Genomic DNA, 16,830 nt, shown 5'->3' on the forward strand with positions numbered 1-16,830 from the left:
TAACAAGGGAAAACCCCAAAATGGAACCGGCTTTATGAAGGCGTGTTCTGTTTTGGGGTTTTAAATTTTTCACACAAGAAAGGAGAACGAATTTTAATGTTAAACAGAGATATTACTACAAAAGAACAGATTAAATCTTCTTGACACTATTTCATTACGTATTATGCCATTGTTAGCAGGGGCAACAGATTTAGACGGATTAGTGCAAAATTCTGGAGATTAAATTAAAGAAAAAGGTTATATTGTCTTTATAATAATTTATATACAATATAGAGGGTTATTACATCGAATTTGTGAAAACAGCAAATTAATCAAATATTAAAAAGGCCATTTAAATAATTGTTATCGATAGCCATTAATACTATTTAATCTTTAATCATTAGTAGTACCTTTTTCTTCAATTCTGTTTTTATGATCTTCTCGTAATATTTCAGAAAATTTATTATTGGATACTGCACGATATTATCTTGTTGATTAAAGGAAACTCCGGATTTTTTCATATAATCTAAAAGCTGATGTAAAGAAACATTAATCAAATTAGCTGCTTGATTTTCATTAATCCATTTTAATACTATTAATCTCCAATACTTTTTATCCCCATCAATATATAATTCTCCTTTAATCGGTTGAGAAAGAAGCCTTTCTTTTACTAATTGTTTTTTCTGTTTCTCATTCTGATCATTCATACTTTCAAAGGAGGACCCTGAATTTTTGTGATTATAATACGAACTACTGTAAAAATCATGTTTTCGATAGAATCGATTAGGGTTTACTTCGATAGGTCGTAAAGTGGCAATTCTTGCTCTTTCGTTCATTTCTTTTTCAATATGTACATCTTCAAGTTCTATAGCTCTTTGTTTTTGTTTTAACAATTCTTCCTTCTGTTGTATTTCTAGCTCCATTTGTTTTTTCTTTTCAATAAGATTATGTAAAAAGGACTTTCGTGTAAGCTCTTCACTAATATTTAAAAAGACAAATTGCTCATGAAAAGTATCTAGTGTTAAGGCTTGTTCAAGTGATATCTTGGATGAACTGAATCTGTAAAAGGTCATATTACGGCTGTTATATGATGTTTCAATGAAGCGGAAAATTGTACAAAGTCGATTGGATATATTGACATAAATAATGTGTTGGGTATTAAATTCCAGCGAGGATGCTCCAGTTTCTTTAATAAAATAAAAGAATAATTCGGCATGTAGTTTTTCTTTTAGGTATCTATCCCACAAAGCATCTTCTTCATTTTTATTCGTAACATGCGTTTCAGCTGATAATAGCGTTCCCTTATTCGTATCTTCGTCAAAAGAGAGCCAGCTACTATCTACAAATGAAAAGGTTTTAAATCCTTCTTTTTCATAGCTTTTCTTTCTATTCTGTAAATGACGAGCATAACTCCCAGAGACTAATCCCTGACCTATAGCCGTATAGTAGTCAATAGCCCAAAAATTCTCCGAGGATGGAAAACTTATAATAAAATCGGGAATAAATGAAAGCTCTTTTTTATAGTGAAATCCTCGTTCTATTTTGGCTCCATGAGGCTTCAGCTGCCCTTCTAATATCTCGCGGAAAACCGTAAGCCCTATGTCTTTCTTTGACTTAACCTCATGTTTAGAGATATGTTTCTCGTATGTTCTAGTATTTTTTGAATAGGAACATTCACTGTCATCATTATGTCGAAAATAAAAAGGTCTTCCTTCATCTTTTGTTAGATTCATATTCACTGTTTTATTACAGCGTATGCAGGTAAAAGCACCCTTTTTGGAAAAATTACGATAATTTTCTTCAAACCAACATTTAATCTCGTTTCTGTTTAATTTTTGTTTCTCTAGTTTTATTCTCTTTTTCTCTATATTAAAAACAGTATCATGAAGAAAAGCTGAATCCAAACTAGTCACATCCTTTTCTTTGTTAATTGGCCTTTACTTTAAAAAGTTACATTTCCTATTTGAATATCTCATTTAATCCAGATATTGAAGGGGTCTTTTTACTTAAGAAATTTTAAGTTTTTAAGTAAAATTGTAACATGAAATTGTAAAATCTAACAATAGTTGGATATTAGATAATTGTTCTCCCGTTTTCGCTTTATTTCATTTCCGAAAATACGAACCAATGATAAATAGGTGCTTTGTGCGTTTCCATTGTTAATAGTTTTTTCAATGAATTTATCATATACCTCTAATAATTTATCATATACCTCTAATTCATCGGATTTGCTTATTTCCTTATACTCATTTAGGTATCTTTTAAGTACTTTGTGAATAAAATCCATTCGGTCTTCTGTCTTCTTCTTTAGATAGATCAACAAGTCCTTTAATATTTAAAGGTTGCTGAATGTCTTGTATAAGCAACTAGAGAATAAATTTAAACATAATAAAAGAGAAGAAGAGGTCCTTTTATACTTTGGGGGTAATTCTCTGTAGACTATAGGGTGCCGTAGCAAGACTACTTCACCTATTTATGACATGCCAGATTGTTGAAGAAAAGGAATAATTCAGTATATAAAATAAAGGATAGACGGTGACAATGCTAATGACTGGTCAAAAAATAAATCTTTATGTTGATGATTTAAGGGACTGTCCAAAGGGATTTGTAATTGCAAGGAACATTGAACAAGCAATTCATTATATGGAGAACTCTAAAATAAACATCCTTTCCCTGGATCATGATTTAGGAGAAGATAAAGATGGTAATATATTACCGACAGGGTATGACCTAGTAAAATACTTCTGTGAAAAAGGATTACGAGCGGATAAAATTTTTCTACACACGGATAATGGTGTTGGACGTGAAAATATGTTTCATACGCTAAAAGCTGCTCAACGAAGAGGATTTATAGATAGTGACATAGAAATACATCATTACTCTATTACTCCAAATAAATACTCTGGATACTAATAATTGAGTTATGGATTGAATAGTTGGTCATGCCTAAAGGACGGATTGAAGCCAAAAGAGGGTTAACTCGATTATTTCTAGCTGATTTGAACGCAGAGGTCTTACCAAATAGTGCAAATTAGATATTGATACGGCATTAAGTTTCGATATACTACTAAAAACTAAAATACTCTTGACATATAATGTATTCATGCTAATATATTAATAAATTAATATTAAACAAGGGAAAACCCCAAGCCATACAATCATTGCGTATTTGGATACGATGATGATTTGTATTAAGCTTGGGGTTTTTTTGTTGTAATAAAAGAGGGAGTAAATACTTATGCAAAAAAATACGATTACACCACAAAGTACTTTAGAGGAAGCCTATTCAAACCAAGAACAAATAAGTAATTGGTCTTTGAACTCAAAGAAGGCCTATAAAAAAAACATTAAAGATGTTACGAATCATTTGATCAGCGTAGGTTTGCAGCCTACTCTTGACAACGTTACATATGAATATTGCCAGGTATGGAAAAACGCCCAAGTCGAAAAGGTAAAACCCAGTACATTAAGACAACAAAAAAGTACGCTATCTTCCTTGTTTAGACATTTGAATCATGCAAAGATCATAGAAGGAAATCCTTTTCTTACGGTAAAGATTACGGATTATACCGAGCAACAATATTTATCAAAAGAGTTGGACCTTATTGAACTTTACCAAGTATATAAGGCAGCACATGAATTACAAGCTCAAGGAATTAATGTCTTAGCTCCAACTCTCTTAGACATTTTCACCGGTTTTCGTTCAACCAATTTGATTAGCTTACAAGCTCAGTCTATAGATAAAGAAGCGGGTGGCATAAGGATAATATTATCTAATTTAAATCATGGTGAGGTTGAAAGAAAGAAGGGAGAAAAGACCACTAACTCGAAAAATAGAGAAAGTTTTATTCCTTTACCTCCTAGAGTATTGGCTTATTTTGTGGAATATACAAAAGATATGAATCCAGAAGATCCTCTCTTATATGGATTACGGGGAAAGGCATTTGCGAACAAGCAAATGAACTATATCGTCCATAAAATATGTAAACATCTTGGTTGGATAACAGACGTAACACCTTCAGAAGTGGAGGATGGGAATAAGGGTACTGTTTCCGGTAAACATACGATGAAACACAAAACAAGTAAATATTTCACGCCACACGGTTTACGGTATAGTGTTGCTACCATGTTTCATGAAATGGGTGTATCAGATAACGCCATCCGGCTTTTATTACTGCATTCTAAGAAAGCTTCCCAAGGGGCCCTCGAACGATATCTGCGTCGAGATACAAAAGAAGTAAAAGAGTTACGAATGGCTCAAACCATCCTAGAGACCGTGTTGCAGACAGCTTTAGACTTAGAGGACCAACTGGGAATTCAAATGAATCTACAGGCGATGTATGAAAATTTGCCGGCAGCTTTCCAGGCCCAAATGAACAATATTTATTCTGTTCATACTTTTAAACAACAAATGATCCGTTTTACCATGGCAGAAGTGGAACAAAAGCTTTCTCAACCTATGATGATTCCAGATCAACAAGTCTTGTTTCAGGAGTTTAATCCACATACTACCCAATCTAACCAATTTGTACCGAACACTTATATCCAACCATCTAATCAACTTGTTCCAACTCAAAATCAAATGAACTTTCAGTCAAACGCACCAGTACCTATGCAGATGAATTTTTATGGAAACCAACAGGATATGACGGGAATACCTCCTGCTCAAATCGCCCCAGAGTTGCTTGTTCAAGCAAAAAGATAACTACCCAGTCTGGGTAGTTATCTTTTTAGAATATATCAAACGAATCAATGGCTTTCTTCTTTTGTTCAAATTCTACGTGGGTGTACACCTCTGTCGACGTGATGCTTTCATGTCCCAATAGTTCCTGAAGGGTGCGTAAATCCACATTTTCTTTATTTCCCTGCAGCATAAGGGTTGCAAAGGTATGGCGCAGATGATGCAACGAAAAGCGGGAGGGGGGAAGACCTGATTTTCGCAAAGCATTTTTAAAGATTGCATGTAATCCACGTGGGTCCAATGGTTTCCCCAATTTATTTAAAAACACGGGTTGTGACGGGTGGCATTGATGTTTCTTACGGGTTGCCTTATAAGCTTGAAGCAGAGGCAGGACAACCGGGTGGAGGGGCACTAACCGTTCCTTTTTCCCTTTACCATAAATCCTGATGTACTGACTTGAGAAATCGACTTCTTCCCATGTTAACGTCACAAGTTCGTTCCTTCTCATTCCCGAAGTGGCAAGAAGTTTAAACATGGCTTCATTTCGAAGCGATAAGGACGAATGTTCCTCGCTCAGCATCTGAAATAACTGTTGAAGATCGGTAAGCGTCATATAAACTGGAAGTTTTTTATCCGTTTTAGGTGATTCTATGGAAGCCATAAAGTCACTCATCAAGTATTTTTCCTGTAGGCAATATTTGGTGAACGATTTTAAACAGGAGATCTTACGATGCATGGAACGTGGCTTTTGTTTACACATTCCCATTTGATGCTGGATAAAGCGGCGGACATGGGTCTTGGTAATGCATGCCACATCCGTAGAACCATTGGATTTACGTAAAAAGGATAGAAACTGCACCAAATCGTATTCATAGCTGGTGATCGTATGATCCGAATAGTTTTTTTCGATTTGAATGTACAAAATGAATTCATCAATGACAGCTTTTAATTCCATGTAAAAACCTCCACGTATAGTGTTTAAACGATACAACATTATCCGTACAAAAAAGACCATTAACCGCCCAAAAGGAGAGATTATCGGACAATGAAAAAGAGAAGCCATTATAAGGAACTGGAAAAAGAAAACTTCACTAGTACAGATATTATAGGAACTACAGGGGATAACACCAATCATGGCGTGAAATAATTCTAGTTTACATAATATATATTATAGGAAGTTATAAAACATTATCGGTTTTCGTCTCATATCTAAAGAATACTCAACTAAGTGAGACGGAATCGAGATTTTCTGTTTTCATTAAATGCTTTACTATAACCATCCCATATATAATTAATTTATAAATAGCTTTAGATTATATAATAATGATCAATATAACTTAATAACTTACCAGAGGTTTTTACTTAATGCATGCACATTATTATTGAAAATTTACTGTTATTTAATTTCCAACACCTAAATTCATTAACCATACCGTTTAAACCACCTATATTATTAAACAGCTCAACTTCAATATTCGATTCCATAAAATTGAAGATCATTAATATCTTACTTTAGCAATCTGACCCTTAACAGTATTTTCCTAACTATAGTAGCAATCGTAAAATTCTATTAAGAAAGATCTCTAATCTCAATTATTACTTTTATACGAGTATATTTCTCTTTACATTATGTTTTTATCCTATATCCCTCTTTCCCAAATTTAATATTGGTTCTAAATATAATTAAATAACTATACGATTCCCTTCTTCCCTCCTATCCTTCTTATCATTTTCAGGATTAACTAGCTCCATATCAATCAGATATCTAGAGATGAACCAGTTATGAAGAATTACCACTAATTATTATATTGATATGTCTTATTTTAGAGAAAATGATAAAAATCACGGGGTAACACTTCAATTTCTTTATTCTAGAATAGTAATTACATCCAATTTAATACTAATATCTTTTTTTAAAACAAATATATCTATGTCTTTAGCATCTTTTTCCTAACTATGATTCATTATAGGCCGCTTTCCATAAATAAATAATAGTATTCTTACTAAGGATGATTTCCTTTTAAACCAGTGAGTGCTTTACTCTCAATTGGATGTATAGAACACCAATTTTATTAATGAAAAAAATCCGCTAAAATATTATGCTTAGCTATATTTTTTAATGTTGCTCCATTATACCCACTATGAGAAAAAGTACTTTACTCGCATTGACTATCGAAAAAATGAAATGTAACCTAAAATATATTACTTGAATTAAAGTAATGTATTTTGAGTAATTGAAATTTTTAATAAATTGCATTTTATCTACAACTTACACAAGTATTAACGATTAAAAAATATTTGTAAGGAAGGATGATAAAACATGAACAACTCAGATCAAATGGTGCAAGAACAAGTTCTAAATCTATTAAGTGGACAAAATAAAGAGAATCCCTTTTCTATATTCGCCAAAATACGTAAAACAGGACCTGTCATTTCTATTCCGAACCCTTTTGGTCAAAATGATAGTCAAGCTTGGTTAGTTGTACATATGGATGAAGCAACTCAAGTTTTGAAGAATCACGCGATATTTACAGTGGACCCTAAAACGATTGAGAATGACAAAGGTTATAGGGATAAAATGACCACCGAAGTCGATTCATCGTCACCTGATACCTTTTTTACCGGAAAATCCATGCTTTTTGCTGATGGTGTTGATCATAGGAGATTACGTATGTTAGTTTCTAAAGCCTTTACACCTCGATATATGGAAGGGTTACGTTCTCGGGTTCAAGAAATTGCTGATGAATTACTGGATCAAGTTCAGTCTCAAGGTGAGATGGACATTGTTAAAGACTATGCCTACCCCTTACCGATTAATGTGATTTCAGAGATGTTAGGTGTGCCGCATGAAGATCGCAATAAGCTTAAAGTTTGGTCCACAGCAATCGCTAATGGCCTAGGTTTGGGTAAACAAGACCCGACAGTTGGGAAGCATTTACAAGAATTTGGGGAATATACTGAAATGTTAGTTGAAGAAAAAAGGAAAAATCCTTCTGATGACTTAATTAGTCAGTTGATTGCCATTGAAGAACAAGGCGAACGTCTTGATAAGTCAGAATTAATTTCGATGATTACGTTACTTATTTTTGCAGGTCATGAGACAACGTCGAACTTAATTGCAACTGGCACGATGATGTTATTTGAGAATCCAGAACAGTTAGAAATGCTTAAGGCTGATTTAACTTTAGTTCCTTCAGCTGTCGAGGAACTGTTGCGATTCAATGGTCCATCAACGATTGTAGGACCGCGTTTTGCAAAAGAAGATACACAATTGGGTGGGCAGCAAATCAAAAAAGGAGATTTGCTACTTGTGATGGTGAAAGCCGCCAATCGTGATGAGAAAGTCTTTACTAACTCAGAAGATTTAGATGTTAAACGTAAAATAGATCGTCACCTCGCTTTTGGACATGGCCTCCACGTATGTCTAGGGTCTCCGCTTGCACGTATAGAAGGAGATATAGCCTTTACTACTCTATTAAAACGAATGCCCAACTTAAGGCTAAGTATTCCTAAGGAAAAAGTTGAATGGCAGTTTTCCCTTTCATCTCAAAGTCTTGATTCACTTCCTGTTTCTTTTTAGAAATGCATTTTCTCCTCACGATTACAAAGGTAAACCCCAAACCGCAAATAACTACTTAAGGTTTGGGGTCTTTATGACCTATTATTTGACTAACATATATATATATCCCTTCCGCTTTCTATTTCACTTCTAGTACAAAAGCGTACAACGCATCACCTTTTGAAATACTAGCATCCTCTTCATCCATCCACCACACACTATAAGCATAATAGTAAATGCCTTTTTCTTTAGGAACAGTAAACTGATTATCTCTTAAAAGAATATCTGTTTCTTCATTTTTTTCATTCGCGTTAAACTGTGTTACATGCGTTTCATTTGGTTTAGGTTCATAATCCATCTTTATGGTAACCTTCTCACCCGGTAGTGCCTCAATAGGCTTTTTATCCGCTAATAGTTCCACTGTTCCAGCCATATCCACACAAGTATTTCCTTTGTTATTGCTCCAACAATACGTACCAAGCTTCGTTTCATAGGATTCATTATTCATTTCAATCAGTACCTTCGGAGGCTTTCCTCCAACCATTTCATTACCATCTGTGCACCCCACTAGATTAAGCAAAATAAATGATAGTACTAGCCACTTCTTCATATAAATTCCCCACCTTAATAAGATAGACGTAGTATGTATATAAAAAGTTGCTGCATATAAATAAAAAAAATGAAATGTACTACAAAAATCGATTCCCCATGCCTTTCAGTCTATTACCTGATCCTGATTCGGTACCTCTCTCACGGCCATAAAGCGATTATCCATGACTATTACGTGGGTAATGAGGCTCAACACACTAATCAAAACTCTTTCCTCTTAAAAACATCCCTCAGCAATTACAGAGGTCTTAACAGCATCAACTCCAAATTTCATATTCTTTCCGCTTATTGGTTAATATTTATTGATAAAACCTTTCATTCTGCTAACTATACACGGTACTAAAAGAAGACGAAGTCCTTAGACCCCGCCCGTATTTTAAAATATCTTTTCCTCATTCAACTTGGCTGCCAACTCTTTAAAGAATTGTAGCGATTCTGGATTGCTCATGGAATCGGCATTCACCACTTTATCAAACTCAAAACCAAGTAATAGTTTCCGGATTGGTACTTCCATCTTCTTTCCGTTCAAAGTTTTTGGAATGTGTTCGACAAGATAAATTTGATCCGGTATGAAACGTGGGGAAACATGTTCCCTGATTTGCTCTTTGATTTTTGCAATCAGTTCCGGATTAAGTGCCTTCCCCTGCTTAAGCACAACAAATAGCAGTAGGGACGAGCCACGACCAAGTACTTCTCTATCAATCACCAGACTTTCCATCACGTCATCAATTGCTTCAACGACCCGATAAATATCACTGGTTCCCATACGGACACCTGAACGGTTAATGGTCGAATCGGAACGTCCGTAAATGATACAACTGCCTTTATCATCGATTTTAATCCAATCCCCATGCTTCCAGACACCAGGATAAGTATCAAAGTAACTATCGAAGTATCGTGTGCCGTCCTGATCGTTCCAGAAATATAGTGGCATGGAAGGCATAGGTTTTGTGATGACCAGTTCCCCTACATCATTAATTAGTGAATTCCCTTGTTCATCAAATGATTCAACATGAACACCTAACGAGCGTCCCTGTATCTCTCCGATTCTAACAGGAAGGATAGACACGCCCCCTACAAAGCCAGAACATACATCTGTCCCACCACTCGATGAACTTAGCCAAATATCCTCTTTAACGCTATTGTACACCCACTTAAAAGCATCACTAGATAAAGGGGCTCCTGTAGAAAATAGAGAATTTAACTTTGTTAGATTGTATTTTCCGATTGGTTTCATACCTAGTTTCATCGAACTTGTAAGAAAAGGGGCACTTGTTCCAAAGGAAGTCATGCCTGTATCTTCTGCCAATTGCCAGAGGGTCTCCATATCAGGATAAGAAGGACTGCCATCATAAAGGACAATGGTTGCTCCATTCACTAAACCCCCCATCAGCAGGTTCCACATCATCCACCCTGTCGTGGTAAACCAGAATACCGTATCCTCCGAAGTCATGTCTTGATGAAGCCGTGTAGCTTTTAAATGCTCGAGTAGAATACCTCCATGTCCTTGAACAATCGGTTTTGGCATGCCCGTCGTACCTGAAGAATAGAGAATCCAAAGTGGATGGTCAAATGGAACGCTTTCATAAGATAATTCCGCTGATTCTTTTAAAAGCATTTTCCATAAAATTGTGTTTTCTAGTTTTTGTTGTAGATTCTTTTGGTCTATGTAAGGAACCAGCACTGTATGTTTGACTGTAACCAATTCTTTTTGCAACTGTGAAACGACAGACGTTTTATCAAAGGACTTGCCATTATAGTGATACCCGTCAACAGCAAATAAAACAACAGGTTCTATCTGTTTAAAGCGATCAATGACACTTCTTGCCCCAAAGTCAGGTGAACAGCTAGACCAGATGGCGCCGATACTGGCTGTAGCTAAGAAAGCAATGACAGTTTCGGGGATATTCGGCATGTAAGCCACAACTCGATCACCCGATTTCACTCCTAGTTTCCTTAATGAGTGAGCGACAGAGGCAACCTTTTCTTTTAGCTCTTTCCAACTGATTTCTTGTTTTATGATAGTCTCAGAACGGAAGAAAATGGCTGGTTTATCTGCATGTTCTTTCGCTAAGGCATTCTCCGCATAATTTAGCCTCGCGCCTTCAAACCACTTTGCACCAGGCATCGTCTTATTCGCTAAAACCGAATCATACTTTCGTGTCGCTATTACATCACAATAATCCCATATGGACGCCCAAAATTCCTCAAGTTCATTGACTGACCATTTCCATAACTCTTGATAGTCATCAAATTCCAACCCTTTCTTATCCTTTAACCAGTCTGTATACTGAGTCAATCCTGTTTGCTTAATGCGCTGTTGCGTCGGTTTCCAAATGATTTCTCCCTCTTTGAGCGATTTCATATCATTTCCCCTTTCGCTATAAAACAAAACAGTGTAACCACTTTTCCTGAGTGAAATTTTCAATAAAATGGTAGTTTATTTAGATGATAAGGGATTGTTGAACTACCGTCAATCTACAAGGGGTTAAAAGGTTGAATACTCTAATTTTACCTTCATGGTATTTTGGCTTGAATTATCTTAGGATTTCCCTTAACTTAATCAAAAAAAAAGACACTGAAATGAACCTTCTATTTCAGTGTCTGAATATGTTTCTTTTTAATAAAGTACTGATTTTGCAAGCGTTGTAATCGTAGCATCATCCATTGGTGGATTATGAAGTCCAGCTCGGACATCCCGGTAATACCGTTGTAAGGGATTAGTCCGCTGCAGGCTCTTTGCCCCAACAACTCTCATTGCTTTATCAACAATAGTAATGGATTTGTTGACGACTGATAATTTAACCGCACCTAATTCTTTTGATAATTCCCCATGATTTTCAGGTTGTGTTTCCCATTTTCCCGCGACGGAATAAAGAAAATGGCGAGCCTCTGCTAATTCCAATTCTATTTCTCCAATTGTTCTTTGTACATTAGGGAGGTCACGGATAGGTCCAGGCAGACTATTCGGTGAGTATGTCTTCGCAAATTCAATTGCATAATTTCTCGCTGCGGTTGCAATTCCCAAATAACAAGCAGGAATGTGTAGCAGCCAAGCTTCCGGTATCCTCTTACCAGGCTCCTTCTGCATCACATAGTACTTCTCTGGTAGGCTAACCTCATTTAAGATAAGATCATGACTTCCTGTGCCTTGCATGGAGATCATATCCCATGTTTCTTCTATTGTAACTCCCTGAATACCTCGGTGGACTAAGAAGGTGCCCATCTGCTCTTCGTCGGTCACCCAGGCGGTTACAAGAAAGATGTCAAGGACTGGCGAAAGCGTAGTAAAGGTTTTTCTACCATTCAGTATCCATTGATCACCTTTCTTGATGGCAGTCGTTTCTGGACGTCCCCCACGTGTCGGGCTACCAGTACCAGCTTCTGATGCAGCCGTATTGACGAGGGATCCTTTAGACACTTCCTTAAAAAACTCCTCCATGACTTCTTTTTTCCATGGACGTTTCTCTGTTAAAGATAAAACTGTCCCAACATGCCAGCCAATACCTAATGCGGTCGGCCCACAATATTCTGCAATTTTTTCCTGGGCTAGGAGGAAATCATATAAAGAACCGCCTTGACCCCCAAATTCTTTCGCAAGTGTTAATATTGGATAACCGAAATCCTTCAACTCCTGAATGTTTTCAAAAGGAAAACCCTTTGATTCGTCAAGTGCTTCGGATCGTTCCGGAAAGGACTGGATAGCCTGCTCTAATTTTTCTATATATTTTTTTTGCTCCGCTGATTGAAAAAACGACATGATGATCATCCCTTCTTAATATGTAAATCTATATATTTTATGTGAGTGGAATTAATAGAACTCACCTATTTCTTATCAATTTAGTCATCTATTTAAGTTGAAAGTGCCCTTAATCGAATGGATTAAGGGATGATTTCTTCTTTTGCTTCGTCTTCATATACTTTATTTGCATGTTTATATGCTTCTTTTGCTTGCTCCATGTTTTTATCTTCAATGAAATAGGCGATGGCAGCCTGACCAATCCCATAAGTGACGCCTCCCGCTACCGCTCCAGAAACAGCAAGGCCGGCGCCGGGGATCAGACGTACTGCGGCACGTACGCCTTCTCTAACAAGGAGGCCTAATCCAACATTAATGCCTAGAGCGGCAATGAACTCACTTGCTGTTTTCGTATTAATTTCTTTATCCGCGATAAATCCAATCACAACAATCATAAGTCCTTGAATACCTGTTAATATGGGAAAATCAGCAAATGGGATGGGTTCAGCACCAATTAAACTGGCAATCGCGGTAAACGTACTAACAATTGTCCGAGCGAATTTTTTTTTGACGAAATGGCTTTGCATGGCCTTAGCCGTCATTAATTTCGCTTCACTGGGTAAGGCCTCAATCAAGTAGGTGGATAATTCATCGATGTTCCATCGCATATCGTAATCGATATCACCGTTTTCATCAAAATCAATATAAGAACAAATAGGAATGATATTCAAAAGCGGAATGTCACTTTCTTTAAACCGCTTTTCCATTAGTGAAACCGCTTCATCTATATGTTGCTTTTTCTTCGGGTGAGCATCAAAAGGCACTTGTTTATAATGAGGTGGATCCAGTTCATCCACTTGGGTAACCACACAGATTACCGGGACATCATAGTGATGTTTATTTTTAACGATTTTCCGTAACTTGTTTAGTTCTTTTAAATCTTCTTCAATCCGAGAGTCGGTTTCTTTCGCTTTAATGAGGAAAAGAAATACATCTGGCTGTTCCCCTGTAACCGCGTTAATCAACTCATCCAATGGCGTATCTTCTTCAAATTCTTCTGTAGGTGCTTCACTTTCCCCTAAACCACGAGAGTCCAGTAAACGGATTTTAGGTTCGGCATCGCTAGGATACCACAACCATTTACCTTTACCCGTACCCGACTTGACCGAACTAACATATTGCCGTTTTTCACCAAACATTGAATTAATCAGAGAAGACTTGCCTGAACCACGCCTCCCGACAAGAGCAATCCTTGGTTCTCTCGCATCTACGGTCATCGTTTTTACTTTCATGAGTTGGTCGAGCATCTTATTCTTTTTCGATTGTGAAATTGGGAGTTTATCGACCTGTCCTTTGATCAATGTATATATACTACTCATTTCATCACGTTTTTCTTCCATGGAAATTCCCCCTTATTAAGAACAGTTTTCTAAAACTTTACCCCTGAACGTTTCAATTTAAGCACATACATGGAATGATAAATTTTTCAGTCATTAGGTATTTAGTTCTTATGGAAGTAAGGAGATAATTTAATACTAGGATTTTTCTGCGAGAAACGTCACTACGCTTGCTAAGTACTTTTGGATTTCCTGCACTTGATAGGCTGCCGAATCGGCAATTTGCTTATAATGATGTTGCCCTTCATCCGTAATTCGTAAATAACGCTTCGTACGTTTCTCACTTTCCCATCTGCCTACAAGTAATCCTGTCTCCTCCATTTCATGGGATAAATCGTACAAGTACCCATTAGAGGCAATCCAACCAAATTGATTTTTTAGCAGGTCAGCAATTTCCCCCATATAAATGGGACGTTTTGTGAAGGCTGCCTTCAACGTAACATAACGGACTAAATCCTTAACAGAAATGATTTTTGAAAAATAAGAGCGGTATTCCTCAGGAAGCTCATTAACCACCGCGGGATTTGTACCAGATCCCTTTAAATCAAACATGAAGCGGTCGATGACCTTTTTTACTTCGGAAAAACGTTCCAGGAAATTCTTTTGGTACCAAGTATAAAGTTCTTTCCCTTTTTCCGTCATCTGATAATAATTTCTTCCTTTATTCGTATATAATGATAAATGGCCAGATTCGACAAGATTATTAGAAATTTTACATAAGTAGTCGTAACTATGCACTTTACCCGTAAACATATTTTTCAGATCTTGATGAATGGCACGTGGATAGTTTGCTTTATCAGTCAGAGAATGCAGTAAAAAAATCGTTAAGAATTCTCTCTGACTTAGTCCAACAGATTCAACCGTTGTAGATAGTTTTTCCCCTTTTTTCACTGTCAACCCCCCTTATATGTTATCTACCACATCAACTCGTTAAAATAAATTCAGGTTCCTTATTCTTATTATCCTGTGCTCCTACAAAATAGTAAAGGGTTTCATGCCTAATTACTTAGTACATAAACTATGTGTTCCATCTATTTTAGTGTCAGAATAAAACAGAATATTCTGTCGAGATAATTAATGGAATAAATTAGGGTAATGAAATAAAAAAGCGATGACCTTATATATCGGCCATCGCTTTTTTATTGCTTATTGTTCAGTGAGAATCATTGGACCTTCTTTTGTAATAACGATTGTATGTTCATATTGAGCGGAAAGCTTGCCATCCGTTGTTCTTGCTGTCCAACCGTCTTTATCCACTTTCATATGCCATGTTCCTGCATTCAACATTGGTTCAATCGTAATGACCATGCCTTCTTTCAAGCGAGCGCCTTTACCAGGTTTACCGTAATGTAATACGGTTGGATCTTCATGCATCGTTTTTCCGATTCCATGTCCTGTGAAATCACGTACGACCGAGAATTTTTCCCCTTCAGCATACGATTGGATGGCATACCCGATATCTCCAAGACGATTGCCCACTTGTGCAGCCTCGATACCTTTGTATAGAGCATTTTTCGTTACGTCCATCAAGCGTTGTGCTTCCTCGGAAACTTCACCAACACTATAGGTCCAAGCTGAATCAGCCAATCCTCCATTAAGCCTAACTACCATGTCAATTGTTACGATGTCTCCTTCGTTCAACGGCTTCTTCTGAGGAAAACCGTGACAGATTACATCATTGACTGAAGCACACGTCGCGTATTTATACCCTTGATAGCCTTTTTGCTCTGGTGTTGCGCCATGTTCCTCCAGGAATTTTTCCACAAACTCTTCAATTTCCCAAGTCGTAACGCCTGGCTTGATCATTTTTGCAATTTCTCTATGCGTCTCAGCAAGAAGCTTACCCGCTTCATGCATCAAATGTATTTCTCGTTCACTTTTTAATGTAATCATTTAAAATCCTCTTTCATCTTATAATATCTTTTCTGGTTGAGTCTCCTTATTAATCATATGCCTTTTTTTATATAAAAAGCAACCAAAAAACCGGTTAATAACAACGGTACAATAAATTGATAAGGTTTTCACAATGGTTTTTCTTAAATCAGGAAATTAAACCGGAGTCTTAACCCAAGGAACATTTTTATTTTGTTCAAATTGCATGGCTAAGAAAGATTAATAGAATAGTAAAATAGTTATTGCTCATTCTTTTTGTTAGAATAGAAGAAGATCAACTTGATAATAGGAGAGAATATGAGGAGATTACGGAAAAAATCAAAGGCTATACTTGTAATAGGGACGATACTTTTTGCTTTTTTCTTTATAAAGCAAGTATTGCAAATGCCCTTTTCAGTAAACCTATCTACACCCCTGAATAAGATGAACTCGCTTGCAATCGTTGAAAAATATAGTACGCAAATACATGATGAACTGAAAAAATATGGACTTGAGGATCAAACATTAACAGTAATTGCCGTGATGCAACAGGAAAGTCGAGGTAAGGGAGGAGACCCCATGCAGGCTTCTGAATCAGCGGGCCTCGCCCCGAATACAATTACCGATCCTAATGAAAGCATTAAATATGGAGTGAAACATTTCCAGCAGGTTATCGAATATGGAAATGAAAAGGATGTGGACTTTTCTACAATCATCCAATCTTATAACATGGGGACTGGCTATATTGATTTTATTGCCAATTCCGGTGGTAAACATACGGAAGAGTTAGCAAAGGAGTTTTCTGCACTTCAAGTCGAAAAGAATCCCGAACTCTATGATTGTGGGGGGAATAAGGATAATTTCCGCTATCCTTATTGCTACGGGGATTTTACATATAGTGATAAGGTAGAAAAGATTCTGGATACCCTTGAGAACAGCACACCTGCCATTGCTATTGAAGAGAAATCAGATGAAGCATTTTAGCTGCTACATC

At 36.6% G+C, this 16,830-nt stretch carries 12 protein-coding genes; 4 read left to right on the forward strand and 8 right to left on the reverse strand.

All coding sequences use genetic code 11. The features are described from left to right. Positions 1-365: 365 nt before the first annotated feature. Positions 366-1,883, reverse strand: a complete 1,518-nt coding sequence (locus ACQKL5_RS10845) for a hypothetical protein (RefSeq protein WP_427608664.1) — start codon at positions 1,881-1,883, stop codon at positions 366-368. Between the two features lie 643 nt (positions 1,884-2,526). On the opposite strand from ACQKL5_RS10845, the gene ACQKL5_RS10850 reads away from it, so the two are divergent. Beyond that, positions 2,527-2,892 carry a cyclic-phosphate processing receiver domain-containing protein gene (locus ACQKL5_RS10850; RefSeq protein ID WP_427608666.1) on the forward strand — a complete coding sequence of 122 codons (366 nt, stop codon included), beginning with the start codon at positions 2,527-2,529 and terminating at the stop codon, positions 2,890-2,892. 325 nt (positions 2,893-3,217) lie between these two features. Next, positions 3,218-4,684: a tyrosine-type recombinase/integrase gene (locus tag ACQKL5_RS10855; RefSeq protein WP_427608668.1), complete on the forward strand. Its 1,467-nt coding sequence runs from the start codon at positions 3,218-3,220 to the stop codon at positions 4,682-4,684. Positions 4,685-4,709: 25 nt separating this feature from the next. On the opposite strand, the gene ACQKL5_RS10860 is transcribed toward ACQKL5_RS10855, so the two are convergent. Beyond that, positions 4,710-5,615, reverse strand: a complete 906-nt coding sequence (locus ACQKL5_RS10860; protein ID WP_427608669.1) for a tyrosine-type recombinase/integrase — start codon at positions 5,613-5,615, stop codon at positions 4,710-4,712. Positions 5,616-6,980: 1,365 nt separating this feature from the next. Between ACQKL5_RS10860 and ACQKL5_RS10865 the strand changes: the two genes are divergently transcribed. Beyond that, on the forward strand, positions 6,981-8,240 hold the full coding sequence (locus tag ACQKL5_RS10865; protein ID WP_427608670.1) for a cytochrome P450 family protein: 1,260 nt from the start codon (positions 6,981-6,983) through the stop codon (positions 8,238-8,240). Between the two features lie 118 nt (positions 8,241-8,358). Here the strand turns inward: ACQKL5_RS10865 and ACQKL5_RS10870 are convergent, their stop codons facing one another. The 6 genes from ACQKL5_RS10870 to map form a co-directional block, all read right to left on the reverse strand. Beyond that, positions 8,359-8,829, reverse strand: a complete 471-nt coding sequence (locus ACQKL5_RS10870; protein WP_427608672.1) for a hypothetical protein — start codon at positions 8,827-8,829, stop codon at positions 8,359-8,361. A gap of 375 nt (positions 8,830-9,204) precedes the next feature. Continuing rightward, positions 9,205-11,193, reverse strand: a complete 1,989-nt coding sequence (locus tag ACQKL5_RS10875; protein WP_427608673.1) for an acetoacetate--CoA ligase — start codon at positions 11,191-11,193, stop codon at positions 9,205-9,207. Positions 11,194-11,448: 255 nt separating this feature from the next. Beyond that, positions 11,449-12,594, reverse strand: a complete 1,146-nt coding sequence (locus ACQKL5_RS10880) for an acyl-CoA dehydrogenase family protein (protein WP_427608800.1) — start codon at positions 12,592-12,594, stop codon at positions 11,449-11,451. A gap of 116 nt (positions 12,595-12,710) precedes the next feature. Next, positions 12,711-13,967, reverse strand: coding sequence for a GTPase family protein (locus tag ACQKL5_RS10885; RefSeq protein WP_427608675.1), 1,257 nt, complete (start codon positions 13,965-13,967; stop codon positions 12,711-12,713). A gap of 135 nt (positions 13,968-14,102) precedes the next feature. Beyond that, on the reverse strand, positions 14,103-14,855 hold the full coding sequence (locus tag ACQKL5_RS10890) for a helix-turn-helix transcriptional regulator (protein ID WP_427608677.1): 753 nt from the start codon (positions 14,853-14,855) through the stop codon (positions 14,103-14,105). A gap of 255 nt (positions 14,856-15,110) precedes the next feature. Next, positions 15,111-15,857, reverse strand: coding sequence for a type I methionyl aminopeptidase (map, locus tag ACQKL5_RS10895; RefSeq protein ID WP_427608679.1), 747 nt, complete (start codon positions 15,855-15,857; stop codon positions 15,111-15,113). Positions 15,858-16,154: 297 nt separating this feature from the next. Here map and ACQKL5_RS10900 point away from each other — a divergent pair, with 297 nt between their 5' ends. Continuing rightward, the gene (locus ACQKL5_RS10900; RefSeq protein WP_427608680.1) at positions 16,155-16,820 is read left to right on the forward strand and encodes a lysozyme family protein; all 666 of its coding nucleotides are present in this window, start codon (positions 16,155-16,157) and stop codon (positions 16,818-16,820) included. Positions 16,821-16,830 lie beyond the last annotated feature (10 nt).

This window comes from Peribacillus sp. NPDC097675, assembly GCF_050277655.1.
Taxonomy (GTDB): domain Bacteria; phylum Bacillota; class Bacilli; order Bacillales; family DSM-1321; genus Peribacillus.

What these genes read in the sequence shown, in the direction of transcription:
- ACQKL5_RS10850 (WP_427608666.1), top strand. Translation starts at nt 2,527, where the DNA reads ATGACTGGTCAAAAAATAAATCTTTATGTTGATGATTTAAGGGACTGT.
- ACQKL5_RS10855 (WP_427608668.1), top strand. Translation starts at nt 3,218, where the DNA reads ATGCAAAAAAATACGATTACACCACAAAGTACTTTAGAGGAAGCCTAT.
- ACQKL5_RS10860 (WP_427608669.1), bottom strand. Translation starts at nt 5,615, where the DNA reads ATGGAATTAAAAGCTGTCATTGATGAATTCATTTTGTACATTCAAATC.
- ACQKL5_RS10865 (WP_427608670.1), top strand. Translation starts at nt 6,981, where the DNA reads ATGAACAACTCAGATCAAATGGTGCAAGAACAAGTTCTAAATCTATTA.
- ACQKL5_RS10870 (WP_427608672.1), bottom strand. Translation starts at nt 8,829, where the DNA reads ATGAAGAAGTGGCTAGTACTATCATTTATTTTGCTTAATCTAGTGGGG.
- ACQKL5_RS10875 (WP_427608673.1), bottom strand. Translation starts at nt 11,193, where the DNA reads ATGAAATCGCTCAAAGAGGGAGAAATCATTTGGAAACCGACGCAACAG.
- ACQKL5_RS10885 (WP_427608675.1), bottom strand. Translation starts at nt 13,967, where the DNA reads ATGGAAGAAAAACGTGATGAAATGAGTAGTATATATACATTGATCAAA.
- map (WP_427608679.1), bottom strand. Translation starts at nt 15,857, where the DNA reads ATGATTACATTAAAAAGTGAACGAGAAATACATTTGATGCATGAAGCG.
- ACQKL5_RS10900 (WP_427608680.1), top strand. Translation starts at nt 16,155, where the DNA reads ATGAGGAGATTACGGAAAAAATCAAAGGCTATACTTGTAATAGGGACG.